We start from the raw sequence: 24,753 nt of genomic DNA on the forward strand, positions 1-24,753 counted from the left end.
TAGCTCTTTATGACCTAGATCAAATTATGTAGAATGCATCGCATTAAAACAGTGACGAAAACGTTTGCTTTCGGTCGTTGTGCGGTTTTTTTGAAACTTTCAGTACAATCTGAGTCAGGAGATACAGATGCTTAAGCGTGACATGAACATTGCTGATTACGATGCGGATCTATTCGCAGCTATCCAAGAAGAAACTCTTCGTCAGGAAGAGCACATCGAACTTATCGCTTCAGAAAACTACACAAGCCCACGTGTAATGGAAGCGCAAGGTTCTCAACTTACAAACAAATACGCTGAAGGCTACCCAGGTAAGCGTTACTACGGTGGTTGTGAGTACGTAGATAAAGTTGAAGCGTTAGCAATCGAACGTGCATGTGAACTGTTTGGCGCGCAATACGCAAACGTACAACCTCACTCAGGTTCTCAAGCAAACAACGCTGTGTACATGGCTCTTCTAAACGCTGGCGATACCGTTCTGGGCATGAGCCTTGCGCACGGTGGTCACCTTACTCACGGTTCTCCAGTCAACTTCTCTGGTAAGCTTTACAACATCATTCCTTACGGCATCGATGAAGCTGGTCAAATCGATTACGAAGAGATGGAAGCGCTAGCGATCGAGCATAAGCCTAAGATGATCATCGGTGGTTTCTCTGCTTACTCTCAAGTTTGTGATTGGAAGCGCATGCGTGAAATCGCTGACAAAGTTGGTGCTTACTTCTTCGTAGATATGGCTCACGTTGCTGGTCTAATCGCTGCGGGTGTTTACCCGAATCCAGTGCCACACGCTCACGTTGTAACAACAACAACGCACAAAACGCTTGCTGGTCCTCGTGGCGGTCTTATTCTTTCTAATGAAGGTGAAGATCTTTACAAGAAGCTAAACTCAGCAGTATTCCCAGGCGGTCAAGGTGGCCCTCTAATGCACGTTATCGCGGGTAAAGCTGTAGCGTTCAAAGAAGCGCTAGAGCCAGAGTTCAAAGAGTACCAAGCTCGTGTCGTTGCTAACGCAAAAGCAATGGTTGCTGAATTCCTAGCACGCGGTTACAACATCGTGTCAGGTTCTACAGAGAACCACCTGTTCCTAGTTGACCTAATCGACAAAGACATCACAGGTAAAGAAGCAGATGCAGCACTAGGTTCAGCGAACATCACTGTGAACAAGAACTCAGTACCTAACGATCCTCGTAGCCCGTTCGTGACTTCAGGTATCCGTATCGGTTCTCCTTCTATTACTCGCCGCGGTTTCTCAGAAGCCGATGCGAAAGAGCTAGCAGGTTGGATGTGTGACATCCTAGATAACATGGGCGATGAGTCTGTTATCGAAGCAACGAAAGCAAAAGTACTAGAGATCTGTAAGCGTCTACCGGTTTACGCATAATTTTTCTGCGTAGTAATTTGAACTTCGTTGTCGAGCATGCTCACTTACATCCGTAAGCTCCGCGTGCTCTCCTAGAATTTCAAACGACTACTTTGAAAAACGGTAAATTTGAAGGCTCCTGTTGGGAGCCTTTTTTGTATTCGTAAGTAATAAAGTCGTTGTCGAGCATGCTCACTTACATCCGTAAGCTCCGCGTGCTCTTCTAGAGTTTCAACGTCTACTTTGAAAAATGATGATACTAGAGGCTCCTTCATAGGAGCCTTTTTTTGTTTTTGAAGATGGGTTATTGCAGGAAACAAAAAGGGGTTGATGTTTGCACATCAACCCTTTAGCGTTTTCTGATCTTGGTTTTATTTTTTGATGCTCAATAAAGTGCCTGACTTACACTTAAATGAGTAGTAGTTGCGGCTTTCATTGAATTTGCCTAAGCCCTCGCCATCACAGTAGTCGATGTTGATATCACGCATCACTTCCAGCGTGTCTTCGCTGTTCAAAGCGAACTTGGAACCGTCAGAGCAGACGATACGAACGCGCTCATCTTGGCTGACAGAGTAGATATCGACTTCAGTATTACACAGCTCAAAAGAGGCTTCACGAAAGTTGTCTTGCTGAGTATTTGAAGCGCACCCAGCCATGAATGTGGCTGCGATAACGGCTAAAATTCCGAGTCTTTTCATTATTAGTCCTTCGGTATTATCGAATGTGGCGATGAATGTCATAGGGTACTTGAGGTAGCCTATACAACAATACGCTTTGGTTCAAGGCGCGTTCGTTGACTCTAAGATATACAAGTATAGATGTAGGCAGACAATTTATTATTGACTCACTACATGTTTATCCAATACGTATCATTAAAAAAAAGACCAACACTGAGGCTGGTCTTTCAAAATTAAGCGTGTTCTAAATGACTATCGAAACTGTTTGGCTTCTGGAAGATAATCAAACCCCGCAGATGCCAGTTTTGCGATTAATGCTGCTTTGTCTATTTCATAGAAATTGACCACTCGATCTAAATCCCCACCGAAGTCGTCACGTAGCTTCATGTTGACGATACTCATCAACATCACGGGATCCATCTTTTCAAAGTTAGCGAGATTCATATTAGTCCTCGAAATCAGAGATCAACAGGTTAGCTGCGGCAAAGGCGGCACGATCTCTTGCCTCTTTCGGCAGTGCTTCATCTGCAGCAAGGTCATTCAATGTTTTGACCGCACAGGTGATCGCTTTAGGAATATAGCCTTGGTCGCCACTGCCAATTTGAGAATACAGTTCACGCACCAAATCACAACAATCGTATACTTTCATTTTTATACCTAACCAAATGATAACTGCTCTCAATATACACATAGAGGTAGATAAAACAAAGTGGAGATTATGAAGAGCAGGGTTATTTTGTTCTGGCTCAATGTCTCATTTCACCAGCAAGAGAACTCAGTGGATATTCGGTCGCAGTGGATTTTCTTTACTGATAAATAAAAGGCCACCTAATGGCAGCCTTTCAATGGTTATCTGGTCAGTTATCGGATTACTTAGCGAGTTGAGCTTTAAGGTGGTCGATAACTGTGTCCATAGCGATAGCTTCTTTATCACCAGTGCGACGGTTTTTGTATTCGAAGTTGCCTTCGTCCATGCTGCGATCGCCGATAACGATAGTGTGAGGGATACCCACTAGTTCGATATCTTTAAACATGACACCTGGGCGCTCTTTACGGTCATCGAATAGTACTTCGATACCCATAGCTGTTAATTCAGCGTATAGCTTCTCAGCGGCTTCTTTAACGCGCTCCGATTTGTGCATGTTCATTGGTACGATAGCAACTTGGAACGGCGCTAGTGCGTCAGGCCAAGTGATACCGAATTTATCGTGGTTTTGCTCGATAGCCGATGCAACAACACGTGAAACACCGATACCGTAACAACCCATTTCTAGGATTACGCTCTTACCATCCGGACCAAGCACGTTACAGTTCATTGCTTTAGAGTAAGTATTACCCAGTTGGAAGATGTGACCAACTTCGATACCACGCTTAAGCTGAATAGTACCTTGACCACATGGGCTTAGGTCGCCTTCAACAACGTTACGTAGGTCTTCAACTTGAGCAAGCTCTACATCACGACCCCAGTTGATGCCAAAGTAGTGCTTACCATCTACGTTAGCGCCCGCGCCGAAGTCACTCATTACAGCAACAGAGCGGTCAACGATGAATGGTAGCTCTAGACCAACAGGGCCAAGTGAACCCGGACCGGCACCAACAAGTGCACGGATTTCTTCTTCAGAAGCCATCTCTAGCGGAGAAGCAACTTGTGGAAGGTTCTCTGCTTTCACTTCGTTCAGTTCGTGGTCGCCACGGATGATTAGCGCGATGATATCAGCGTCTACTTCATCAGAAGCTTTAACGAATAGAGTCTTAACTGTCTTCTCGATGGCTAGACCGTGTTGCTCTACCAATTCTGCGATTGTTTTTGCGTTTGGCGTATCAACCAGTTCCATCTCTTGAGTTGGCGCTGCCGCTTCAGTCGTTGGAGCTAGTGCTTCTGCTTTCTCGATGTTCGCTGCGTAATCAGATTCTGTAGAGAATGCGATTAGGTCTTCGCCGCTTTCAGCAAGAACGTGGAATTCTTGAGAGCCGCTGCCGCCGATTGCGCCAGAGTCTGCCAATACTGGACGGTACTCAAGGCCCATGCGGTCGAATGCTTTACAGTAAGCATCGTGCATCGCTTGGTAAGACTTTTCTAAGCCTTCTTTATCGATATCAAAGCTGTACGCATCCATCATAGAGAATTCACGTGCACGCATTACACCAAAACGAGGGCGGCGCTCATCACGGAATTTAGTTTGGATTTGGTACAGGTTTAGCGGGAGCTGTTTGTAAGAGCTGATTTCGTTACGTACTAGGCTCGTCACTACTTCTTCAGCTGTTGGGCTAAGAACAAACGGACGAGAGTGACGGTCTGTGAAACGAAGTAGCTCAGGCCCCATCTTTTCGCTGCGGCCAGTCTCTTCCCAAAGCTCAAACGGTTGAACGACGGGCATCAAGATTTCAACGGCACCTGCATTATCGATCTCTTGGCGAACGATATTTTCAACTTTACGCAGTACACGTAGACCGGTAGGTAGCCAAGTATATAAACCTGAAGCTAGCTTACGGATCATACCTGCACGTAGCATCAGCTGGTGGCTGATAACTTCTGCGTCGTTTGGAGTCTCTTTCAGAGTAGAAAGAAGGTAGTTACTGGTACGCATTCTATGGTATCCGTTTCATCATTGATAAAAGAAAACTTGCTGTGCTTAGTGACCACAGCAAATCTGATATAGCCGTATATAATATCAGCCTATTTGGGATCTCAAAAGCGTTCAATGTCAGTTACATTGATGAAAAGCGTTTCAACCACGAATTTCACGTTAAGATCGAATAAATTTACCGCATATTCCTTGTTGTCAGGCTTACCTTTCTTATAGGCAGGGCGAGGATCTTGGCCTAATACTTCTTTGATCACCTGAATGATATGGCGTGCTTGTGGATGACTGGCGAGCTTATTTTGCGCTTGCTGCGAAAAGTTAACGTCGAACACCTCTGGTTCATCGGTGGCAAATCCTCCCAATGCATTCGGAATCGAATCTGAGTAGGGGATATAGGGCTTGATGTCGATGATCGGTGTGCCGTCTACTAAGTCGACGCTGCCGAGATCCAACCAAGTTTGTCCTTTCTCTTGAGACACGCCTTTTAGTTCAACCGCTGACATGCCAATTCCATTGGGTCTGAATGTGGCACGAGACGCGAAGACACCAATACGTTCGTTCCCACCAAGGCGAGGGGGTCTCACGGTTGGTTTCCAGCCGGCTTCAAGGTTCTTGTCGAACAGAAACAGTAACCAAACATGGCTAAATTGCTCAATATCACGCACAGACTCAAGACAGTTTGCTGCATCAACCAACCTAACTCTAGAGGTGGATGTCGGTACCAACCTAGGCTGCCTTGGCACAGCGAACTTCTCTTTATAAGGAGACTCAATAAAGCCAACAGGTTCAATGGTGTACATAGTTGGGTGTTCTCTGATTACGATTAAGACGGAAAAATATCATAAAATCGCTTGTTTTTCTTTTGATAATAATTATTATTTGTGATGTTATAACATTTCAAATTGGTTGTTTGAGGGAAATAGAATGAAAGTTGTGAAATCACTTAAAAGTGCGAAAAGCCGTCATCCTGATTGTCAGATAGTAAAGCGCAGAGGGCGTCATTATGTTATCTGTAAAACCAATCCGAGATTTAAAGCGGTTCAAAAATAGGCGGTCTGTTTGATGTGACATGTGTGTAAAAAGCGAGGGAAAAGTCAAACGTCGTTCATTCGTCTGTATTTCTTTTCCTTCGAATCGAGGCCAGTGGACGCTAAAGTGGATTTTATCGCACGGAAAACCTTATAACAAGTTAAATCAATAGGTTATAGTTTTAACTATATCTTTTATGAATATCTTCGTGTGAGCTATAATTCTAAGCTTGGTGTTTTTTGTGGTTTAATTTGCTAATTAATTGTTTGTGTTTGGTTAAAAATCGTCAAATATTACATGTTTTGTAACATTTTGGGGTTTTTCATCGATACTTTTGTCGCGTACTCTGCGTTGGCAATTTGAACATTTTTGTCACAATTGCACAGGAATCACTACAAGGAGGGAACTGATGAGTTCATCAGCTTCAATACAAAACAACTCACCAAAGAAACCTATTTTTACCCGCTTTCTCGATGGTGTTGAATATTTGGGGAATCTATTACCCCACCCAATTACTCTTTTCGCAATCTTCTGTGTCGCAATACTGATTTCTTCAGGGATCGCTGGTTACTTCGACGTTTCAGTTATGGATCCTCGCCCAGAAGGGGCCAACGGTCGTTCCGCTGATGGCATGATCTACGTTGTAAGTTTACTTAATGCTGAAGGCTTACAGCTCATTGTTACGAATCTAGTTAAAAACTTTGTTGGCTTTGCGCCACTTGGTACTGTGCTTGTTGCAATGCTCGGTGTTGCGATTGCTGAGCATTCAGGTCTGTTATCAGCGGCTATGCGTGGTATGGTAATGGGCGCATCTAAGCGCATGGTTACGGTTACTGTCGTTTTTGCCGGTATTATCTCTAACACGGCTTCTGAGTTGGGTTATGTGGTACTTATCCCGTTGGCAGCAATGCTTTTCCACTCTTTGGGGCGTCACCCATTGGCGGGTCTCGCAGCCGCGTTCGCGGGTGTCTCTGGCGGTTACTCTGCAAACCTTTTAATCGGTACGGTTGATCCATTGCTTTCTGGTATTACAGAAACAGCCGCTCAAATGATAGACCCATCTTACTCTGTTGGTCCCGAATCAAACTGGTACTTCATGTTTGTTTCTACCTTCTTCATTGCGATTACAGGTGCGTTAGTAACAGAGAAAATTGTTGAACCCAAGCTTGGTAAGTACAACGATGAAGAGGCGTCTGAAGATCTTTCAAATGACTCTATGGGTAAGCTGACTGCTATTGAGAAGAAAGGCCTTAAGCTAGCGGGGATTGCTGTATTCATCGTCAGTGCGCTTTTAGCTTGGACGGTGGTTCCTGCTGACGGTGTTCTGCGTTCAGAAGCGGGTACGATTTCAGGTTCTCCATTTCTAAAAAGTATTGTCGCATTTATCTTCGTCTTCTTTGCTATTCCTGGTTTTGTTTACGGCAAAGTTACTGGTTCAATGAAGAGTGACCGTGATGTGATTAATGCAATGGCAACGTCTATGTCTTCAATGGGCATGTACATTGTTCTTGTATTCTTTGCTGCACAGTTTGTTGCTTTCTTTAAGTGGACTAACTTTGGTCAAGTGGTCGCTGTCGGTGGCGCAACATTCCTTCAGGATATCGGCCTAACGGGTCCAATGCTGTTCTTCGCATTCATCCTAATGTGTGGCTTCATTAACCTGATGATCGGTTCAGCTTCTGCACAGTGGGCAGTAACAGCGCCAATCTTCGTTCCAATGCTAATGCTAGTAGGCTACGCACCTGAAACGATTCAAGCGGCATACCGTATCGGTGATTCAACAACCAACATCATTACACCAATGATGAGCTACTTCGGTCTTATCCTTGCCGTAGCGACTCGCTACATGAAGAACCTGGGTATCGGTACACTGATCGCGACCATGTTGCCTTACTCAATGGTATTCATGTTCGGTTGGAGTATCTTGTTCTACCTATGGGTCTTCGTATTCGGTCTTCCTGTCGGCCCTGGTGCTGCAACGTACTACACACCTTAGTATAGAGTGAGTTATCGCTTTGATGGGGAACCTCTTCTTTATCGATAATAAAAAACCTGCATAGATTGCAGGTTTTTTTGTTTTGACAAATCAAACGTAAATGGATGGACTAACGTTTGGCTAGAATTCTATCCAAATGATTCGCGAATTCACGACGATCAGTTTGAGAAAGGGTGCTTGGTCCACCCGTTTGGATACCGCTTGAACGCATGGTATCCATAAAGTCACGAATGTTGAGACGTGCTTTGATGGTCTCTTTGGTGTAAAGCTCGCCGCGAGAGCTGAGTGCTTGTCCGCCTTTGGTGATCACTTCATCCGCCAGAGGAATGTCAGAGGTAATCACGAGGTCACCGGGCTCTGTGCGTTTTACGATTTCGTCGTCAGCGATATCAAACCCGCTCGGTACTTGAATTGAGTGAATGTTGTTGCGTTTGGGAACCGGAACCAGATGGTTTGCCACAAAGGTGCATTGTACCCCTGTGCGCTCAGCGGCGCGTACGATTGTTTCTCGGATAACCTTGGGACAAGCGTCCGCATCAACCCATATCTTCATAGTGTTCTATTTCTCTGTTAGCTTATTTGTCTAATAGCTTAGCTTCTAGTGTGGCAACGCGAGCGGTGAGTTCAAGGATTTGCTTTTCCAGTTGGCTAACACGATCGAGTGCCGGCGCTTCTTGTGTTGCGACTTCCACTTTAGGAACGCGATTTGCGCTTTTCCAGCTCTTGATGGTCGCGATTAAAGCAGGCATCGGAACTGATGTGCTCATACGGGCTTTAACTAAAGCAACGGTCGGCTCTTTCCCTTGCGCTTGCAGTCCTTCAAGCACAGTTTTCAACTCTTCAGACACATCTTTTGTCAGCATGTTGACCTCCATTTTTAGTCTTTAGTCATTTTACTCGCTCTGGTGAATGATAGCGAATCATAAAACCGCCCATAGCTTGTGAGAGATCTCTTACAAAGTCTGTGAGATAACGCGAATTGTTCTTTAGGGAAATGGATGTGTTCTTGATAACTTTTTGATTTTTAATTGTTTTATATAGTTAACAATTCAGGTGGGGTAAAAATGAGATACCCATCTATTGCCCGAAATTCTAAATCACGTAAATTGAATCTTGTCGGAAGGATTCTGACACGGAACAGGAAAGCACCAAGGATTTGGTTATCTTCAGGATGAAGATTTGGTTACTTAGGATTGAGTGATCAAGCATGGAGCGTAAGGACATTGTAGGGATGCAGTCAGTTAACAGGACGTTAGCTGCAACGGAATGACAATGGACACCTTTAGGATTAAAGGGTTGGATTAGCATCAGGATGATGTAAAGGACACCGCTCACGGAACAAGTGATGTGCGCTAACTTGGATGGTTAGCTTTCAGGATGATTTGGACACCGCTAGGATGGCGAAGTAAAGGAAAGAGCTGAAGGATTACAGCCACTATTATGGATGATGCATGGAGCATTAATGAGTAGCTGGACTGCTGCGAGTAAGACCCTAGCCCTGACACTTCGGTGTTGGGGCTTTTCTTTACCTGAAGCTTTTTATCTAGGGGCTTTGGATGAAGGTGCCTCTATCTAAGTATGCAGCCTCTGCTTTTCTGCTAATGGTCAACACAAGGAGTGTTTTATGACGATAGCAACCTCAAGAACGCTGTTAGTTCCTTACACTGAACAGCTACAACACGACTTTATCAAGTTGAATTGCTGCCCGATTAATCGGGCTGAAATGAACGGACCGTATTCTGTTGCCTCAGCGAAGCACATTTTTCAACAAATTCTGCAAGATAACGTTGGCTTTTGTCGGGCGATCATTCATAACCAAACCCGTGAATACCTTGGACATGTCTTTGTTTCATCTGAAAAAGGGAGACATGAACTTGGCTTTATTTTGGATAAAAAATACTGGAATCAAGGTTTTGCTAGTGAAGTGTTAAAACCGTTTTTTAGTTTCGTTTGTTTTGAAGAACGTCTAACGAATGTGATTGCAACGGTGAATGTCGGCCACAACCCATCCATTAAATTATTGGAAAAAATAGGCTTTGAATTTAAAGAGACCAAACAAGATCAGTTTGGCCCTTTTCATGAATATCGTTACACCAGGTATTGCGACGCTATATTCTGTGAGGCTGCAGCTCAAACCGCATAGAGCGGAACCCCACCATGGTCAGTTTGCCTTTGTAGCAGTCGTCACCTAACGCAGAAAATTCGAATTGATAAACGGTATGCCAACGCCAAATTGTAGTCAGTTCATAGCGCATCTTAAGTTTATGGCCACTGAAAGCGACACTCAACAATTGTAAGTCGAGCTCTTTACATTTTCTCGCAATGGCAGCCTTCGCAAGCTCTGACTGCCTGCGCTGTTGCCAAAACAGAAAGCAAAACAGGCATAGAAACAAAATAGCCAATAAATTATCTACCATATATCCCTTTAATCTCTATTCCAATGGTGAGTCTTGCCTATTTTGATGCGTTATCGAGCTTTGAGCTCGTTGTCAGTCACAATTATTGAGATTTAGCCGCGTTTTGTAACTCTACAAGTGCGTTTGCAAGCTCTGGTGATGGGTTTGAGTTCAACAAGGGTAAAAATACCATTCTGAGTGTTGGAATCATCACTAAATCTGCAAATAACTGATTGAATAGGTTTTGGTTGCCCGTTTGTGCGAGGCGCAACAAGAATTGCTCAGCAATTGCTGGATCTTGTAATGCGTGCCAGCTACGACCGGCTAACCCAATCAATACCTCTTGATGACTTAAGCGTGGGCTAGCCAAAACTTGGTTAATTACAGCGTTGGTTATGCTTTGCTCTGCACCAGAAAGGGCACGAACTAATGCAGACAGCAAGAACAGATCCGGATCTTGACTGGTCATCTCATTTTCAGCCATCTCTTGTAAGCGTTGAGCGAGCTTGTCATTGATTTGCGTATGCTCAAGCGCCCCGAGTGTCGCGTATAGAGGTTCTGAAGGCAGTTTATTCAATGCTTTGCGAATTGTGACACCGTTTTGTTGGCTGCCTAAACGAGCACACATATCTGTGATGCCCTGAAGGCCAACGGTTTTCCAGTTATCCCATCCCAGTTCACCGGTGAAGTAGTGTTGAGCGTGTTCGTAGTACTGGCTCGTCGTAAGGTCTAACGCTGCTCTGACTTGGCTATGGAATACGGCCATCTTGTCTTCGGAAGGTTTAAAAGTATATGGGTTGTTAGACAGCTTTTGTTGTTGAGCTTCGCTGATCTCGCCGTTCAAACGGGTGCCCATCGCTTCGATAACAAACTTGAGAAAATTGCCCACATCGCCTTGGTGCAATAAGCCTCTTTCGTCCAGTTTGAATTTTAGAAACCAAATCCAAGGCTGTTTATGTTCATTCCAGTAGCTAATCGCTAAATGAGCTTGTTTCTGTAGTGGAAATGGGTACGGCTGTTTCCCTTGCTCAACGTCAGAGAATAAGGTGTTATCGATCTTCTGGATACGACGACCTAGGTCGTAGATGTCGTATTGGCAACCGCTATTCTTTAGCAACTGAGTGAGCGTGTGAATGGTTTCCATAGTAATAAAGCTCCTAACTTTCTTTCCTAAATAGATGGTACTCTATGCCCCAATTTCAAGGTCACTCGATAAATAACTTGGTGAAAAATGACAGCCGACACAAAGTTACCTCTTTTACTTCAACAATTAGAACAACAAATGCGCCAATGTTCGATGTGGAGCACGCTTCCACCTTCTGATGAAGCTTTGGCGAGCGTTGAACCTTTTGCCATTGATTCTCTACAGCCAGAAGAGTGGTTGCAGTGGATCTTTATCGTAAAGATCAACGCAATGATGGATGCGAAAGTACCGCTACCTAAGGGGTTTGCTATCTATCCATACTTTAGTGAAGTGTGGAAAAACGAGGTAGATAAGGCTGAACTGCTCGTCACGATTCAGAGCATTGATGAGGTATGCGCATAATGTTAGAGATCATTTATCAAGATGCGTATTTTGTCGCGGTGAATAAGCCCGCGGGCATGCTAGTGCATCGTTCATGGTTGGACAAGCATGAGACTCAATTTGTGATGCAGACACTGCGTGATCAAATGGGTCAGCATGTCTTTCCTTTGCACCGTTTAGACAGACCGACATCGGGTGTGCTGGTGTTTGCGTTGTCGAGTGAGGTTGCTTCACAGGTGATGCCAATGTTCGCTAATCATGAGATGCAAAAAACCTATCATGCGATTGTTCGTGGTTGGATCGAAGAGGGCGATACGCTCGATTATGCACTTAAGGTTGAGCTGGATAAGATCGCAGATAAGTTCGCGAAAGAAGACAAAGAAGCGCAAGAGGCGGTGACAGTCTATGAACCGCTAGCAAAAGTAGAAGTGCCATACTCTACAGGACGGTTCCCGACCAGTCGTTACTGCTTGGTTGAGATGATGCCAAAGACAGGCCGCAAACATCAGTTGCGTCGTCACATGGCGCATCTAAGACACCCGATTGTGGGTGATACTTCACATGGTGATGGTAAGCACAACCGACTGTTCCGTGATGATTTAGATTCGCACCGTTTGTTGTTGCACGCTTCTGAGCTTCGCTTTATTCATCCTTACACAAAAGAAGAGTTGGTGATGAAAGCCAACCTGGATGAAACTTGGCTAAGGTTGTTTGAAACCTTTGAGTGGGATACCAACCTAATCGATGCTCAAACATGTTTGTCTAAGTTAATCCCAACCGGTTAAGTAATGACACCGAAGGGAATTGAGAAATTAGAATAAAAACAAAGGGCTGATCGTGATATCAGCCCTTTTTGATATTTGTGTGATCTTAGCGACATAACTCATGTTGGCTAGTCAACCGTTCATTGCAGGATCATTTCAGCTTTGCAAGGTCGGCTTCGATCTCTGCGATCTTGCTAGAGACGACTTTCTCTAGGTGGCGTAAGTCAGTCAGGATCTTCTGCTTTACATCCACTTCGGCCATTGGGGTCGGTTTAGTGATTTTGTTCAGTTCATCAATCACAAGCGTGAGGTTGCGGTTAATCTCAGTCACTTCTTTGTATTGATTATTGCCACCACTAACCAGCACACTTTTTACTTGTCGTGGGTACTTAAACTTAACACTTTTCGCGAACAGTTCGCCTTTCTGCTTTCGAAAGTAAATCTTCAAAATATCTTTGTAGGCTTCTTGGCGAAGGGAGTAACGTTCAATCTGTTTAGGTTCGTGGATACCTAAGCCAGTGAGGTTTGGATACATAAGCGACCTCTAGTTGATGAATGTAATACTTTTATGTCATTGACTTAATCAATGTAGCAGTCTAATGATGAGCTAGATAGATGAGATCTAGGAATTGATGGTAAGTTGTGGGCAAGATCGCTCTCTATCTTTACCCACTCTTCGTTCATGATTGGATTCTCTTATTAGGGGGCCAGTTCCGAAACATGTTCCGTCAATCTTTCTCTCAGCGCTTGCTCCTGCTCTTCAGAAAGTCTTCCTCCGGCTTCACTGGTCAGTATGAACAAATCTTCTGCTCGTTCGCCTATCGTGGTGATCTTCGCGCCATGCAAATTTATGTCCAATTCAGCAAAGGTCGCACCGACTTCAGCCAATAACCCCGGAGTGTCGAGTGCTCTCAACTCCATCAAGGTATGCTTTTTGCTCTTTGTCGGGAGAAATTCAACCAGAGTTTTCACCTTGAAGTGCTGTAAATTTCGAGGGGTGCGACGTGTTTTTATTTTGGTTGGACGACCATCAGTAAGAACGTGCAACAAGTGTTTGGCGATGGCTTTGTGTCTTGCTTCGTCAATCGCTTCGCCATGCTGGTCCAGCACAATAAATGTATCCAAAACATGGCCATCTTTGCTGATCATGACCTGCGCGTCGTGAACATTAAAGTTACGTCTGTCGAGTTCGGCAACCACGGTCGCAAACAGTGCCGCTTGATCTTTACAGTAAACAAACACCTCGGTACCACCACGAGTGGCTTTTTTGCTGATTAATACTAGGGGTTGGCTTGGATCTTCTAAGCGAAGCAAATGCTCACAATGCCAAGCGATTTGCTTATGCGTATGACGTAAGAAGTAGTCGGCTTTGAAGCGCTGCCAAAGTACCTCAATTTGACGAGCTGTGAAGCCCTCTTTACGCAGCAGTGCTGAGGCCATTTGTTGGTTATGACGAATACGATCTCTGACATCAACCGGGTTTTCTAGACCGCGACGCAGTGCTCTTTGTGTTGAGTGAAATAACTCTGCCAACAAAGTGCGTTTCCAGCTATTCCAAAGATCGGGGTTAGTTGCACAAATGTCGGCGACAGTCAGACACACTAATAATTCTAACGACTCTTCATCGCGAACTTTTTTCGCGAACTCGGCAATGACATCAGGATCGTGGATATCACGGCGTTGAGCGGTGACCGACATTAACAAGTGGTTTTGTACTAACCAAGATACTTGCTTGGCTTCTGGTTTTGATAGCCCGTGCTCGATACAGAAAGAGTAAGCTTCAACAGCACCGATCTCTGAGTGGTCTCCACCGCGGCCTTTGCCGATGTCGTGGAAGATAGCCGCGAGAATCAAGATCTCTTTCTTTTGCACGCGTGGATACACTTCACAGCAAATAGGGTGCTTGTCGTGGTTTTCGATTTGACCAAATCGGTTGATGTGCTTGAGTAGGCGAATACTGTGCTCATCAACGGTGTAAACATGGAATAGGTCAAACTGCATCTGACCAACGATCTGGCTCCACTGGGGTAAGTAAGCGGAAAGCACGCCCAGCTTATGCATTAAGCTAAAAGCTTTATGCAGGGCATTTGGGTGGCGAACCAATGCCATGAACTTATCGCGTGCTTCAGGGATTGTATGCAGGAATCGATTCAATCGACGACGCGCTGTTCGCAGTTGTCGCAATGTGGGTGGGCTGACCCCTTCAATAGAAGAGTCATTCGCGATGTGGATGAACATATCGAGAATAGTTTCTGGTCTTGCTTGGAATAGGGCTGGCTTACGCGCTTCAATCAATGAACCTCGACGTTGGAAGTCGTTGTCAAGAATCTCAGCCTCTTGGGTCTGACCACCGTTAATGATCGCTTGGTCGAACAGCTTAAGCAGCATCTTGTTAAGTTCAGCAACACGACGAAGGGTTCGGTAGAACTCCTTCATCATCATTTCGACGCCAAGATTGCCTTCCCCCGTATAGCCAAGGTGTTCTGCCACTTGAGCTTGATGGGCAAAGGTGAGTCGGTTGTCGTAGCGGCGTAATTCAATGTGCAGTGCAAAACGAACGCGCCATAGGAAATCTTGGCACTCAACTAATTCACGATACTCTGCATCGGTGAGAAAACCGTATTTGCTCATCTCTAACAAAGAGGTCGCACCGAAGTGGCGGCGTGCTACCCAACTCAATGTATGGATATCTCTTAAGCCTCCAGGCGTCGATTTGATGTCCGGCTCTAGGTTATACGTGGTGTCGTGGTAACGAGCATGACGCGTTCTCTGCTCTTGAATCTTAGCTTGGTAAAAAGCCTCACTTGGCCAAAATGAATCGGAATGAACCTTGAGTTTTAATTCTTGGAAGGTGTCTTCACTGCCACACAGTAAGCGCGACTCTTGCAGATTGGTTGCAACGGTTAAATCATCACTGCCAATCTCAATACACTCAGCAATAGTACGTACCGCATGGCCAACCTCGAGTTTTAAATCCCAAAGCAAGGTAATGAATTGACTGATCTTTTCACCCAGTGCGGGGGGTAATGTTTTTTGCGAGACGATCAAAATATCAATGTCGGAAAGAGGGTGGAGCTCGCCTCGGCCATAGCCACCAACCGCAACAAGAGCGATATGAGGCAAGTGATTGAATTCAAAATATTCCCATAATCGATTGAGAAGCAAGTCCATGTAATCAGAGCGCATCAACACCAAATCAGTCACTGGGTGATGATTTAGAAATTCATCTTTCTGATATTGCGTAAAGACTTCAAGCTTATTTTTCAATTCGCAGATTTCAATTTGTTCGTCATTGAACGTAAGAGGGCATTGATAAGGCATAGTTTGCTATCCGTGCAAGCAAATGAGAAGAGTAAACAATTTAACAGAAGCTGATGGAAAATCGAAATGGGGTAGATAAAAAATATCCTCGACAATGCGAGGATATTTTTAAAAGTCTGATCTATTCAGCTTGTTGGACTAAGCGTTCTTCATGATACGTGGAATGGTATCATCGCTGCGCAGCGTTAGCACTTCACAACCCGTATCGGTCACAACCAAGGTGTGTTCCCACTGCGCTGAGTTTTTGCTGTCTGCTGTGTACACTGTCCAGCTATCTTCATCATCGAGACGGCAACCAAACTTACCCGCGTTGATCATTGGTTCGATAGTGAAACACATTCCAGCTCTTAGTACTGTGCGGTCGTTGTTTTTGTAGTGAACGACTTGGGGCTCTTCGTGGAATTCAGACCCAATGCCGTGACCACAGTAATCTTTTACAATTGAGAACTTAGCGCGTGGGTTATTCTTATTGTTTGTTTTGATGTACTTCTCAATCGCGGTACCGATTTGACCGAGCTGAACACCGGGTTTTACTTGGCGCATGCCTTCGTAAAGCGCTTCTTGAGCAACCATACACAGACGCTTGTTTGCCGGTGACACTTCACCAACCAGGAACATCTTAGACGTATCACCATGATAACCTTGTGGGCGTACACTGAGGTCGGCGTTTTCGTCATCAGGAACGATGACCGTGATATCAACGTTCAGAATGTCGCCATCTTTTAATACCGCAGGCTTGAATTGCCCCGTGCTGCCCACCTCGTCTTGTGACGCTGGAATGCCGTGACACACAATATGATTGATAGACGTACAGATTGACTTAGGAAAACCGTGGTAATCAAGTGGTGCTGAGTATGCGCCTCTTTCTAGCGCGTACTGATGACAGATTTCGTTGAGCTCTTCTGTCGTTGTGCCGGCTTGGATGTGAGGTTCAATCATCTCCAAAATGTCAGAGGCCAACTTGCCAGCGACGCGCATTTTTTCAATTTCTTCAGCAGTTTTAATTTTTACAGCCATTGCATATCTCTTAATTGGGTAGCACCTAAGTGTGCATATTGGGGCTATTCTATCAGTGCAGCATTTTAGCGCAACATTCCCATACCCCTATAATATAGGTGGATACTGCTCTGTCTGGGGCGATAATATTCGGTTCTATAATCCAAACGTAGTTTGAGTAGGGCACTATTTTATAGAGGAAATTGGTCGCTAGGGAACAGGATAGCCGTTGCCATTTTTCGATTTTTTTCTAGCCATAGATAGACTAAATATGGTATAAAGCGCGCCGGACATCAGGACTGTTTTCTCTGATTTTGCGAAACAAGCTTCATGTCTACTAACTTATATCTTTAAATCACACACATTCCGACACATGTTCCGGGGTGCCTCAACAACACGAATAACGGCTGAAAAGTGGTTAGTTGTTAGGGGTCGGATTCATGGGGGATGTGGAGGCCTAACCCCATAGAGGATTTTAAAATGGCAACTGTATCAATGCGCGAAATGCTTAAAGCTGGTGTTCACTTCGGTCACCAAACTCGTTACTGGAACCCAAAAATGAAGCCATTCATCTTTGGCGCTCGTAGCAAAGTACATATCATCAACCTAGAAAAAACGGTACCAATGTTCAACGAAGCTCTAGCTGAAATTGCTAAAGTTGGCGAGAAAAAAGGTAAAGTTCTTTTTGTTGGTACTAAGCGCGCTGCATCTGAAGCTGTTAAAGAAGCTGCTATCAACAGCAACCAGTACTACGTTAACAACCGCTGGTTAGGCGGCATGCTAACGAACTACAAAACTGTTCGTCAGTCTATCAAGCGTCTGAAAGAACTTGAAGCGCAAGCTCAAGACGGTACTTTCGACAAGCTTACTAAGAAAGAAGCTCTAATGCGTACTCGTGAAATGGAGAAGCTAGAGAAATCTCTTGGTGGTATCAAGAACATGGGCGGCCTTCCAGACGCTCTATTCGTAATCGATGCTGATCACGAACATATCGCAGTTAAAGAAGCAAACAACCTAGGTATCCCAGTTTACGCTGTTGTTGATACTAACTCTAACCCAGACGGTGTTGACTTCGTTATCCCTGGTAACGATGATGCAATCCGTGCAGTACAGCTTTACCTAAACGCTGCTGCAGACGCGGTTAAAGAAGGTCGTAACAAAGATGTTGTTGCTGTAGCTGCTGAAAAAGACGGTTTTGTAGAAGCTGAATAATAGCGGCTCTGAGCCATATTTAGTTCATATTAAGCGGTCACAATAGATGGCTTAATGGACTGAATACAGTCAATATCAGGGGCCAATTAATGAGGCCCCTGTTTTTTATCTTTTTTAGAATTTACTAAGGAATAGAGAATGGCAACTGTAACTGCAGCTCTAGTTAAAGAACTTCGTGAACGCACAGCAGCGGGCATGATGGAATGTAAAAAAGCGCTTGTTGCTGCTGAAGGCGACATCGAGCTAGCAATTGAAAATATGCGTAAATCTGGTGCAGCGAAAGCAGCTAAAAAAGCTGGTAACGTTGCTGCAGAAGGCACAATCATCATTAAAGAAGAAGGTGGCGTTGCTGCTCTTCTTGAAGTGAACTGCCAAACTGATTTCGTAGCTAAAGATGCAGGTTTCCTTGCGTTCGCTAACGAAGTTGCTGAAGCGGCTCTAGCTGAACGTCTAGACATTGCTGCACTTCAAGCTAAGTTTGAAGAAGCACGTATCGCACTAATCACTAAGATCGGTGAAAACATCAACATCCGTCGCGTACAATTCGTTGAAGGTGTTGCACTTGCTTCTTACCGTCACGGCGAGAAAATCGGTGTTGTTGTTGCAGGTGAAGGCGAAGCTGAAACGCTTAAGCACGTTGCAATGCACGTTGCTGCATCACGTCCTGAGTTCCTAAACCCAGAAGACGTACCTGCTGACGTAGTAGAGAAAGAAAAAGCCGTTCAAGTTGAAATCGCTATGAACGAAGGCAAACCAGCTGAAATCGCAGAGAAAATGGTTGTTGGCCGTATGAAGAAATTCACAGGCGAAATCTCTCTAACTGGTCAAGCTTTCATCATGGAGCCTAAGCAAACTGTTGGCGCTATCCTTAAAGAGAAAGGCGCTTCAGTATCTGACTTCGTACGTCTAGAAGTTGGTGAAGGCATCGAGAAAGCAGCTGAAATGAGCTTTGCTGACGAAGTTGCAGCGGTACAAAAAGGTTAATCCTTAGCGTATTTGTTTGAAAAGAGACCGTGGCAAATGCTGCGGTCTTTTTATGAATAATGAATTATTTTTCGATTTTAGCGGTAATGAATGCAAACTGACTGGCTCAGTTTTTATCCATGACTGTTAATCATCAACTCTTTGGAAGGTAAACTCCATGACTACGAACCCTAAACCGGCATATCAACGTATTCTGTTAAAACTTAGCGGTGAAGCACTACAAGGCGAAGAGGGCTTTGGCATTGACCCGACGATCCTTGATCGTATGGCTCAAGAAGTGAAAGAATTGGTTGAACTAGGTGTTCAAGTAGGCGTTGTTATCGGTGGCGGCAACCTTTTCCGTGGTGCGGGCCTGGCTGAAGCAGGTATGAACCGCGTTGTTGGTGACCATATGGGGATGCTTGCAACGGTAATGAACGGCCTTGCAATGCGTGATGCTCTGCACCGCGCTTACGTAAACGCACGTGTAATGTCAGCCATCCCTCTGAAAGGTGTGTGTGACGACTACAACTGGGCAGATGCAATCAGCCAATTACGCCAAGGTCGCGTTGTGATCTTCTCGGCGGGGACAGGTAACCCATTCTTTACTACGGATTCTGCTGCATGTCTACGTGGTATCGAAATTGAAGCTGATGTCGTTCTAAAAGCGACAAAAGTAGATGGTGTATTTACTGCTGACCCTGTAGCAAACCCAGACGCAGAGCTGTATGATACGTTGTCTTACAACACGATTCTTGATAAAGAATTGAAAGTGATGGACTTGGCTGCATTTACGTTAGCACGTGATCACAAAATGCCAATCCGTGTATTTAACATGAATAAACCAGGCGCCCTACGTCGCGTGGTTATGGGTGAAACTGAAGGTACATTAATCAGCGACGCTGACTAATTTTTCGGGCTTACTGAGGCGTTATACTTTGGTAAGCTTATCCTTATCACTCCAAATAAAAAGCTTTCTTGAAGAAAGAACATAATCAAGGTGAAATTGTGATTAACGAAATCAAAAAAGACGCTCAAGAGCGCATGGTAAAAAGTGTTGATGCACTAAAAAACAGCCTACAAAAAATTCGTACAGGTCGTGCTCACCCGAGCCTACTTTCTGGCCTGACTGTTGAGTACTATGGTGCGCCAACACCTTTGGCTCAAGTAGCGAACGTTATCGCTGAAGATGCGCGTACACTTGCGATTACAGTGTTTGATAAAACACTGACGCCACTCGTTGAAAAAGCAATCCTGACATCTGACCTAGGTCTAAACCCTATGTCTGCGGGTACAGTTATCCGTGTTCCACTTCCACCGCTAACGGAAGAGCGTCGTAAAGATCTCGTTAAAATTGTTCGTGGCGAAGCTGAAGGTGGCCGTGTTGCTATCCGTAACATCCGTCGTGACGCGAATGGCGATCTAAAAGCACTTCTTAAAGATAAAGAAATCTCTGAAGACGAAGATCGTAAAGCACAAGACGAAATTCAAAAGCTAACTGACGCTGCGGTTAAGAACGTAGACGAAGTTCTAGCTGTTAAAGAAAAAGAGTTGATGGAAGTTTAATTTTCCATATTCTTTTCTTTCCGGAAAAACGCTGTACTCACGGTGCAGCGTTTTTTTATGCTACTCTGTTCGACTATTAGAATTTGATTCACTCTTTTATGCATAATTCTCAAGCGTTCACAGACTCTCTTCCTAAACACATTGCTGTCATTATGGATGGTAATGGCCGCTGGGCAAAAGCTCAGGGCAAGCCTCGCGTATTTGGCCATAAAAACGGTGTTCAAGCCGTTCGAAAAACCATCGCTTCTGCTGCTAGACTGGGCATCCAAGCCGTAACGCTGTTTGCGTTCAGTAGTGAGAACTGGCGTCGTCCTGAAGAAGAAGTCGGTATATTGATGGAATTGTTCATTTCAGTTCTATCTAGTGAAGTGAAAAAACTTCATAAAAACAATCTACAGTTTCGTGTTATTGGTGACAAAAGTCGTTTCAATGATCGATTACAAAAGAAGATAGAAGAAGCGGAAGCTTTGACTCGCAATAATACTGGTATGATTGTTAATATTGCGGCCAACTACGGCGGCAAGTGGGATATTCAACAAGCAATGACCTCCATTGCCCGAAAGGTAAAGTCTGGTGATATTAATGTAGAAGACATTGATGAATCTATGATTACACAGCACCTAACAATGGCGGATATTCCTGAAGTTAATCTGTTGATCCGAACGAGTGGTGAATGCCGCATTAGTAATTTTATGCTGTGGCAATTGGCTTATGCCGAAATGTATTTTACTGAACAATTCTGGCCAGATTTTAATGAAGACAGCTTAGTAGAAGCTGTGACTTGGTTTGTAAATCGTGAGCGTCGTTTTGGATGCACCGGTGAGCAAATTAAAGCCATGATGGGCAGTTAATAAGGATTTTTTGTTTTGAAACAACGAATTATAACGGCGTTGATTTTAGCTCCCCTAGTTATTCTAGGCATTTTTGAGTTATCACTTCCCACATTTATTCTTTCATTAGCGGTAATCGCTCTACTGGGCTTTTGGGAGTGGACTCAGTTTGTTGAGAGTAAATCGCGTTACCTAGCACTGATTCCAACGGTAGCGGTCAGTGCTGCCAGTTTTGCTTTTATCCCGTTTGATGCTTTTAGTCTTAATCATTTATCTAGCATTCACTACGCCATTCTTATTATTGGTGCGGTTTGGTGGGTTATCGCAAGTGGTATGGCAGTGACTTACCCTAAGTCGATGCCAGCATGGAAAAATTCTTCTCTTCTTCGACACGCATTTGGTATTTTGACTCTATTACCCTTTTTCTGGAGTGTCGTTATTTTGCGCGCCAATGGTATCGATGTGGATCCTTACCACGGAGCAAAGCTTGTAATGTTTGTTTGTTTGCTGGTATGGGCGGCAGATAGTGGCGCGTATTTTTCAGGCAAGAGCTTTGGTAAGCGAAAAATGGCGCCCGCGGTAAGCCCTAATAAGACGATTGAAGGTCTTGTTGGTGGTATTATAGCAGCGGTGATTGTGGCTTGGATCTTTGCTGGCTTGTTTGATATTCAATTTACAAGTCCGCTTAACATGATTGTTATTACCCTCGTGACGGTTGTGATTTCTGTTCTAGGTGACCTTGTTGAAAGTATGTTTAAGCGTGCTTCAGGGGTCAAAGACAGCAGTAATCTGATCCCAGGTCATGGTGGTATTCTTGATAGAATAGATAGCTTAACCGCTGCGTTCCCTGTCTTTGCACTGCTTTATTTAGCTCTCTAATAAAAAGGGTGGTAACTCTGCTGCCCTTTACTACATTTCTACGGTCATATTCGATGCGAAATCTAACTATCCTTGGCGCTACTGGCTCAATTGGCATGAGTACACTCAAAGTCGTTGAGCAAAATCCAGAACTGTATTCGGTTATTGCTCTGGCTGCTGGCTCGAACGTTGAAAAGATGCTGGCGTTAGTTGAAAAGTGGCGACCAAGCTATGTTGCGATGGCTTGCCCAAATGCAGCGTCCCAGCTCGCTGAAATGTTGTCTGAGGAACACCCTAATATCCAAGTACTTTCTGGAGATGAAGGGGTGTGTCAGGTTGCTTCTCTAGAAGAAGTGGACACCGTAATGGCTGCAATTGTTGGTGCGGCAGGATTACTTCCTACTATGTCTGCGGTTAAAAAGGGTAAGCGTATCCTGCTTGCAAACAAAGAAGCTTTGGTTATGACAGGGCAGTTGTTTATTGACGCCGTAGAAAAATACGGTGCTGAGCTACTTCCGGTCGACAGTGAACATAATGCTATTTTTCAATGCCTACCACAAAATGTACAAACTAACCTAGGTCGTTGTGATCTCGAAGAAAACGGTGTTAATCATATTCTTTTGACTGGTTCTGGTGGCCCTTTCCGTTATACCGATGTTGCTGAACTCGAATCAGTCAGCCCTGAACGAGCCATTGCGCACCCCAACTGGTCGATGGGGCCTAAGATCTCTGTCGATTCTGCGACGATGATGAATAAAGGCTTAGAGTACATTGAAGCGAAATGGTTATTTAATGCTTCTCAGGAGCAGTTAAAAGTCATTATTCACCCTCAGTCAGTGATTCATTCTATGGTCCAATTTAAAGATGGCTCTGTGCTTGCTCAAATGGGCGAACCCGATATGGCGACCCCTATTGCTTTGACGATGTCTTACCCTGAGCGTACTGAAGCGGGTGTTAAGCCGTTGGACTTTACTAAAATTGGTGAGCTGACGTTCTTAGATCCCGATTTGACTCGTTACCCGTGTTTAAGACTCGCGATTGAAGCGTGCTACTTAGGTCAGCACGCAACCACTGCCATTAACGCGGCAAATGAAATTGCCGTCGATGCTTTCTTGACCAAGCGGGTGAAATTTACCGATATTGCTGTCATTAACGAATATGTGATGAGAAAAGTATGTGAACAACATAACTCTGAGGGCTTAGATAGCTTGGAAAGCCTTCTCGAGCTCGATAGTATGTCTCGTCAAATAGCCATCCAATTTATTAAAGAGCAGCTAGCATGAGTGGAATTCTATGGAACTTCGCCTCCTTTATTGTAGCGCTTGGCATTCTGGTCGCAGTTCATGAGTTTGGACACTTCTGGGTTGCGCGTCGCTGTGGTGTGAAAGTTGAGAAATTCTCGATTGGTTTTGGTAAATCAATCTGGAGCAAAGTGGGTCGTGATGGCACGGAATACAGTTTATCTGTTATTCCATTAGGCGGCTACGTTAAGATGCTTGATGGGCGTGTTGACGACCTTTCTGAAGATGAACAACAGTACGCTTTTGATAAGAAGCCATTGTGGAAACGAACCGCCATTGTCGGTGCTGGCCCAGCATTTAACTTTATCTTTGCCGTTTTTGCGTATTGGTTGGTCTTTTTGATTGGTGTACCGGCGGTTAAGCCTGTTATTGGTGAAGTCATTCCGCAATCTATTGTGGCACAAGCCGGAATTGAAAGTGGAATGGAACTTAAATCTATTTCAGGAATCAAAACCGCAGATTGGGAATCAGTAAACATGGGTTTGATATCACATATTGGTGATCAATCCATGACAGTAACGGTTTCTTCTCCTGACGATATTGGCTTTGAACAACAGGTGACATTGGATATTTCAGACTGGTCGTTTAACCCAGAAACTGAATCTGCGATGACGACGCTTGGCTTTAAACCGTATTCTCCAGAGATCTCGACTGTCGTTGCCCAAGTGATTGATAATGGCGCGGCCTCTGCGGCTGGCCTAGAAGCCGGCGACAAAATTGTAGAAATCAATGGGCAGTCGATTGAAAAGTGGCCGTCGGTGGTTGAGGCTATTCGTTCAAACCCGATGACATCCATAGATCTTGTCGTATTGCGTAACGGTGCTGAGCAGTCATTGGTTATGACACCGAAAAGTCGTGAGCTTTCGGATGGTTCGACAATCGGCTATGCAGGTATTGCTCCAGAAGTCGCAGAATGGCCAGAAGATTATCGCTTTGAGTTACAATTTGGTGTAATTGAGTCTGTAGGGAAAGCATTTGATAAAACAGGTCAAATCATTGACTTGACACTGACAATGCTTAAAAAGCTCATCGTTGGCGATGTTGGCTTAAACAACCTAAGTGGCCCGATTTCAATTGCTAAAGGTGCCGGTACAACCGCCGAATACGGTCTGGTTTACTTCTTAGGCTTTTTAGCTCTGATTAGTGTTAACTTAGGGATTATTAATTTGGTTCCGCTACCGATGCTTGATGGCGGACATTTGCTCTTTTTTGCTATTGAAGCTGTTACTCGTAAACCTGTCCCTGAAAAATTTCAGGAAATGGGATACCGAGTGGGAGGGGCAATTCTCTTCTCTTTGATGGCTCTGGCAATATTTAATGATTTTACTCGTCTGTGAATGGTTTCTCACAGGAATTGGTAGTAGCAAGGAATAATTA

26 protein-coding genes are annotated in these 24,753 nt (G+C 44.5%); 14 read left to right on the forward strand and 12 right to left on the reverse strand.

The window, feature by feature from the left end:
* Positions 1-127: 127 nt before the first annotated feature.
* On the forward strand, positions 128-1,378 hold the full coding sequence (gene glyA, locus L4B77_RS02325; RefSeq protein ID WP_429748276.1) for a serine hydroxymethyltransferase: 1,251 nt from the start codon (positions 128-130) through the stop codon (positions 1,376-1,378).
* A 350-nt stretch (positions 1,379-1,728) separates the two neighbouring features.
* Here glyA and L4B77_RS02330 read toward each other — a convergent pair whose 3' ends face one another.
* From L4B77_RS02330 to tsaA, 5 genes are all read right to left on the reverse strand, one after another.
* Complete coding sequence (locus L4B77_RS02330) at positions 1,729-2,055, reverse strand: hypothetical protein (protein WP_261837902.1); 327 nt, start codon at positions 2,053-2,055, stop codon at positions 1,729-1,731.
* Positions 2,056-2,286: 231 nt separating this feature from the next.
* Positions 2,287-2,478 (reverse strand): DUF4250 domain-containing protein, encoded by a 192-nt coding sequence (locus L4B77_RS02335; RefSeq protein WP_372040215.1) that lies wholly within the window; start codon positions 2,476-2,478, stop codon positions 2,287-2,289.
* A 1-nt stretch (position 2,479) separates the two neighbouring features.
* Positions 2,480-2,683: a YaeP family protein gene (locus L4B77_RS02340; RefSeq protein ID WP_017086219.1), complete on the reverse strand. Its 204-nt coding sequence runs from the start codon at positions 2,681-2,683 to the stop codon at positions 2,480-2,482.
* Positions 2,684-2,903: 220 nt separating this feature from the next.
* Positions 2,904-4,622: a proline--tRNA ligase gene (locus L4B77_RS02345; protein WP_261837900.1), complete on the reverse strand. Its 1,719-nt coding sequence runs from the start codon at positions 4,620-4,622 to the stop codon at positions 2,904-2,906.
* Positions 4,623-4,723: 101 nt separating this feature from the next.
* Positions 4,724-5,419, reverse strand: a complete 696-nt coding sequence (gene tsaA, locus L4B77_RS02350) for a tRNA (N6-threonylcarbamoyladenosine(37)-N6)-methyltransferase TrmO (RefSeq protein ID WP_429748277.1) — start codon at positions 5,417-5,419, stop codon at positions 4,724-4,726.
* 124 nt (positions 5,420-5,543) lie between these two features.
* Here tsaA and ykgO point away from each other — a divergent pair, with 124 nt between their 5' ends.
* Complete coding sequence (ykgO, locus tag L4B77_RS02355; RefSeq protein WP_004734365.1) at positions 5,544-5,669, forward strand: type B 50S ribosomal protein L36; 126 nt, start codon at positions 5,544-5,546, stop codon at positions 5,667-5,669.
* Positions 5,670-6,057: 388 nt separating this feature from the next.
* Complete coding sequence (locus L4B77_RS02360; RefSeq protein ID WP_429748278.1) at positions 6,058-7,644, forward strand: AbgT family transporter; 1,587 nt, start codon at positions 6,058-6,060, stop codon at positions 7,642-7,644.
* Between the two features lie 109 nt (positions 7,645-7,753).
* Here the strand turns inward: L4B77_RS02360 and L4B77_RS02365 are convergent, their stop codons facing one another.
* The gene (locus L4B77_RS02365) at positions 7,754-8,197 is read right to left on the reverse strand and encodes a YaiI/YqxD family protein (protein ID WP_372040217.1); all 444 of its coding nucleotides are present in this window, start codon (positions 8,195-8,197) and stop codon (positions 7,754-7,756) included.
* Between the two features lie 22 nt (positions 8,198-8,219).
* Positions 8,220-8,507 (reverse strand): hypothetical protein, encoded by a 288-nt coding sequence (locus L4B77_RS02370; RefSeq protein ID WP_261837896.1) that lies wholly within the window; start codon positions 8,505-8,507, stop codon positions 8,220-8,222.
* A 761-nt stretch (positions 8,508-9,268) separates the two neighbouring features.
* Here L4B77_RS02370 and L4B77_RS02375 point away from each other — a divergent pair.
* A complete protein-coding gene (locus tag L4B77_RS02375) occupies positions 9,269-9,787 on the forward strand; it encodes a GNAT family N-acetyltransferase (RefSeq protein ID WP_429748279.1) in 519 nt (172 codons plus the stop codon).
* Here the strand turns inward: L4B77_RS02375 and L4B77_RS02380 are convergent.
* Entirely contained in the window at positions 9,753-10,061 is a 309-nt protein-coding gene (locus L4B77_RS02380; RefSeq protein WP_261837894.1) for a DUF3301 domain-containing protein, read from the reverse strand. The genes L4B77_RS02375 and L4B77_RS02380 overlap by 35 nt on opposite strands.
* Before the next feature lie 82 nt (positions 10,062-10,143).
* Positions 10,144-11,184 carry a DUF3549 family protein gene (locus tag L4B77_RS02385; protein WP_429748280.1) on the reverse strand — a complete coding sequence of 347 codons (1,041 nt, stop codon included), beginning with the start codon at positions 11,182-11,184 and terminating at the stop codon, positions 10,144-10,146.
* Positions 11,185-11,271: 87 nt separating this feature from the next.
* Here L4B77_RS02385 and L4B77_RS02390 point away from each other — a divergent pair, with 87 nt between their 5' ends.
* Positions 11,272-11,586 carry a YqcC family protein gene (locus L4B77_RS02390; protein ID WP_372064931.1) on the forward strand — a complete coding sequence of 105 codons (315 nt, stop codon included), beginning with the start codon at positions 11,272-11,274 and terminating at the stop codon, positions 11,584-11,586.
* Positions 11,586-12,350 (forward strand): tRNA pseudouridine(65) synthase TruC, encoded by a 765-nt coding sequence (truC, locus tag L4B77_RS02395; RefSeq protein WP_429748281.1) that lies wholly within the window; start codon positions 11,586-11,588, stop codon positions 12,348-12,350. Before L4B77_RS02390 ends, truC begins: the two co-directional genes overlap by 1 nt.
* A gap of 130 nt (positions 12,351-12,480) precedes the next feature.
* On the opposite strand, the gene L4B77_RS02400 is transcribed toward truC, so the two are convergent.
* The 3 genes from L4B77_RS02400 to map all read right to left on the reverse strand — a co-directional run bounded on the left by L4B77_RS02400 (position 12,481) and on the right by map (position 16,667).
* Positions 12,481-12,864: a DUF3461 family protein gene (locus L4B77_RS02400; protein WP_429748282.1), complete on the reverse strand. Its 384-nt coding sequence runs from the start codon at positions 12,862-12,864 to the stop codon at positions 12,481-12,483.
* A 164-nt stretch (positions 12,865-13,028) separates the two neighbouring features.
* Complete coding sequence (glnD, locus tag L4B77_RS02405) at positions 13,029-15,650, reverse strand: bifunctional uridylyltransferase/uridylyl-removing protein GlnD (protein ID WP_261837889.1); 2,622 nt, start codon at positions 15,648-15,650, stop codon at positions 13,029-13,031.
* A 138-nt stretch (positions 15,651-15,788) separates the two neighbouring features.
* Complete coding sequence (gene map / locus L4B77_RS02410) at positions 15,789-16,667, reverse strand: type I methionyl aminopeptidase (protein ID WP_261837888.1); 879 nt, start codon at positions 16,665-16,667, stop codon at positions 15,789-15,791.
* A gap of 459 nt (positions 16,668-17,126) precedes the next feature.
* Here map and rpsB point away from each other — a divergent pair, with 459 nt between their 5' ends.
* From rpsB to rseP, 8 genes are all read left to right on the forward strand, one after another.
* Positions 17,127-17,858 (forward strand): 30S ribosomal protein S2, encoded by a 732-nt coding sequence (rpsB, locus tag L4B77_RS02415; RefSeq protein ID WP_429748283.1) that lies wholly within the window; start codon positions 17,127-17,129, stop codon positions 17,856-17,858.
* A 138-nt stretch (positions 17,859-17,996) separates the two neighbouring features.
* The gene (gene tsf, locus L4B77_RS02420; RefSeq protein ID WP_261837886.1) at positions 17,997-18,842 is read left to right on the forward strand and encodes a translation elongation factor Ts; all 846 of its coding nucleotides are present in this window, start codon (positions 17,997-17,999) and stop codon (positions 18,840-18,842) included.
* A gap of 157 nt (positions 18,843-18,999) precedes the next feature.
* Positions 19,000-19,731 carry a UMP kinase gene (gene pyrH, locus L4B77_RS02425; protein ID WP_261837885.1) on the forward strand — a complete coding sequence of 244 codons (732 nt, stop codon included), beginning with the start codon at positions 19,000-19,002 and terminating at the stop codon, positions 19,729-19,731.
* Between the two features lie 98 nt (positions 19,732-19,829).
* Entirely contained in the window at positions 19,830-20,387 is a 558-nt protein-coding gene (gene frr / locus L4B77_RS02430) for a ribosome recycling factor (RefSeq protein WP_261837884.1), read from the forward strand.
* Between the two features lie 98 nt (positions 20,388-20,485).
* Positions 20,486-21,238, forward strand: coding sequence for an undecaprenyl pyrophosphate synthase (gene uppS, locus L4B77_RS02435; RefSeq protein WP_261837883.1), 753 nt, complete (start codon positions 20,486-20,488; stop codon positions 21,236-21,238).
* A gap of 15 nt (positions 21,239-21,253) precedes the next feature.
* Positions 21,254-22,096: a phosphatidate cytidylyltransferase gene (locus L4B77_RS02440; protein ID WP_261837882.1), complete on the forward strand. Its 843-nt coding sequence runs from the start codon at positions 21,254-21,256 to the stop codon at positions 22,094-22,096.
* A gap of 53 nt (positions 22,097-22,149) precedes the next feature.
* Positions 22,150-23,358 (forward strand): 1-deoxy-D-xylulose-5-phosphate reductoisomerase, encoded by a 1,209-nt coding sequence (ispC, locus tag L4B77_RS02445; protein ID WP_429748284.1) that lies wholly within the window; start codon positions 22,150-22,152, stop codon positions 23,356-23,358.
* Positions 23,355-24,713: a sigma E protease regulator RseP gene (gene rseP / locus L4B77_RS02450; RefSeq protein WP_261837880.1), complete on the forward strand. Its 1,359-nt coding sequence runs from the start codon at positions 23,355-23,357 to the stop codon at positions 24,711-24,713. Before ispC ends, rseP begins: the two co-directional genes overlap by 4 nt.
* Positions 24,714-24,753: the final 40 nt, after the last annotated feature.

This window comes from Vibrio minamisatsumaniensis (assembly GCF_050337445.1).
Lineage (GTDB): Bacteria > Pseudomonadota > Gammaproteobacteria > Enterobacterales > Vibrionaceae > Vibrio > Vibrio artabrorum.

What these genes read in the sequence shown, in the direction of transcription:
- glyA (WP_429748276.1), top strand. Translation starts at nt 128, where the DNA reads ATGCTTAAGCGTGACATGAACATTGCTGATTACGATGCGGATCTATTC.
- L4B77_RS02330 (WP_261837902.1), bottom strand. Translation starts at nt 2,055, where the DNA reads ATGAAAAGACTCGGAATTTTAGCCGTTATCGCAGCCACATTCATGGCT.
- L4B77_RS02335 (WP_372040215.1), bottom strand. Translation starts at nt 2,478, where the DNA reads ATGAATCTCGCTAACTTTGAAAAGATGGATCCCGTGATGTTGATGAGT.
- L4B77_RS02340 (WP_017086219.1), bottom strand. Translation starts at nt 2,683, where the DNA reads ATGAAAGTATACGATTGTTGTGATTTGGTGCGTGAACTGTATTCTCAA.
- L4B77_RS02345 (WP_261837900.1), bottom strand. Translation starts at nt 4,622, where the DNA reads ATGCGTACCAGTAACTACCTTCTTTCTACTCTGAAAGAGACTCCAAAC.
- tsaA (WP_429748277.1), bottom strand. Translation starts at nt 5,419, where the DNA reads ATGTACACCATTGAACCTGTTGGCTTTATTGAGTCTCCTTATAAAGAG.
- ykgO (WP_004734365.1), top strand. Translation starts at nt 5,544, where the DNA reads ATGAAAGTTGTGAAATCACTTAAAAGTGCGAAAAGCCGTCATCCTGAT.
- L4B77_RS02360 (WP_429748278.1), top strand. Translation starts at nt 6,058, where the DNA reads ATGAGTTCATCAGCTTCAATACAAAACAACTCACCAAAGAAACCTATT.
- L4B77_RS02365 (WP_372040217.1), bottom strand. Translation starts at nt 8,197, where the DNA reads ATGAAGATATGGGTTGATGCGGACGCTTGTCCCAAGGTTATCCGAGAA.
- L4B77_RS02370 (WP_261837896.1), bottom strand. Translation starts at nt 8,507, where the DNA reads ATGCTGACAAAAGATGTGTCTGAAGAGTTGAAAACTGTGCTTGAAGGA.
- L4B77_RS02375 (WP_429748279.1), top strand. Translation starts at nt 9,269, where the DNA reads ATGACGATAGCAACCTCAAGAACGCTGTTAGTTCCTTACACTGAACAG.
- L4B77_RS02380 (WP_261837894.1), bottom strand. Translation starts at nt 10,061, where the DNA reads ATGGTAGATAATTTATTGGCTATTTTGTTTCTATGCCTGTTTTGCTTT.
- L4B77_RS02385 (WP_429748280.1), bottom strand. Translation starts at nt 11,184, where the DNA reads ATGGAAACCATTCACACGCTCACTCAGTTGCTAAAGAATAGCGGTTGC.
- L4B77_RS02390 (WP_372064931.1), top strand. Translation starts at nt 11,272, where the DNA reads ATGACAGCCGACACAAAGTTACCTCTTTTACTTCAACAATTAGAACAA.
- truC (WP_429748281.1), top strand. Translation starts at nt 11,586, where the DNA reads ATGTTAGAGATCATTTATCAAGATGCGTATTTTGTCGCGGTGAATAAG.
- L4B77_RS02400 (WP_429748282.1), bottom strand. Translation starts at nt 12,864, where the DNA reads ATGTATCCAAACCTCACTGGCTTAGGTATCCACGAACCTAAACAGATT.
- glnD (WP_261837889.1), bottom strand. Translation starts at nt 15,650, where the DNA reads ATGCCTTATCAATGCCCTCTTACGTTCAATGACGAACAAATTGAAATC.
- map (WP_261837888.1), bottom strand. Translation starts at nt 16,667, where the DNA reads ATGGCTGTAAAAATTAAAACTGCTGAAGAAATTGAAAAAATGCGCGTC.
- rpsB (WP_429748283.1), top strand. Translation starts at nt 17,127, where the DNA reads ATGGCAACTGTATCAATGCGCGAAATGCTTAAAGCTGGTGTTCACTTC.
- tsf (WP_261837886.1), top strand. Translation starts at nt 17,997, where the DNA reads ATGGCAACTGTAACTGCAGCTCTAGTTAAAGAACTTCGTGAACGCACA.
- pyrH (WP_261837885.1), top strand. Translation starts at nt 19,000, where the DNA reads ATGACTACGAACCCTAAACCGGCATATCAACGTATTCTGTTAAAACTT.
- uppS (WP_261837883.1), top strand. Translation starts at nt 20,486, where the DNA reads ATGCATAATTCTCAAGCGTTCACAGACTCTCTTCCTAAACACATTGCT.
- ispC (WP_429748284.1), top strand. Translation starts at nt 22,150, where the DNA reads ATGCGAAATCTAACTATCCTTGGCGCTACTGGCTCAATTGGCATGAGT.
- rseP (WP_261837880.1), top strand. Translation starts at nt 23,355, where the DNA reads ATGAGTGGAATTCTATGGAACTTCGCCTCCTTTATTGTAGCGCTTGGC.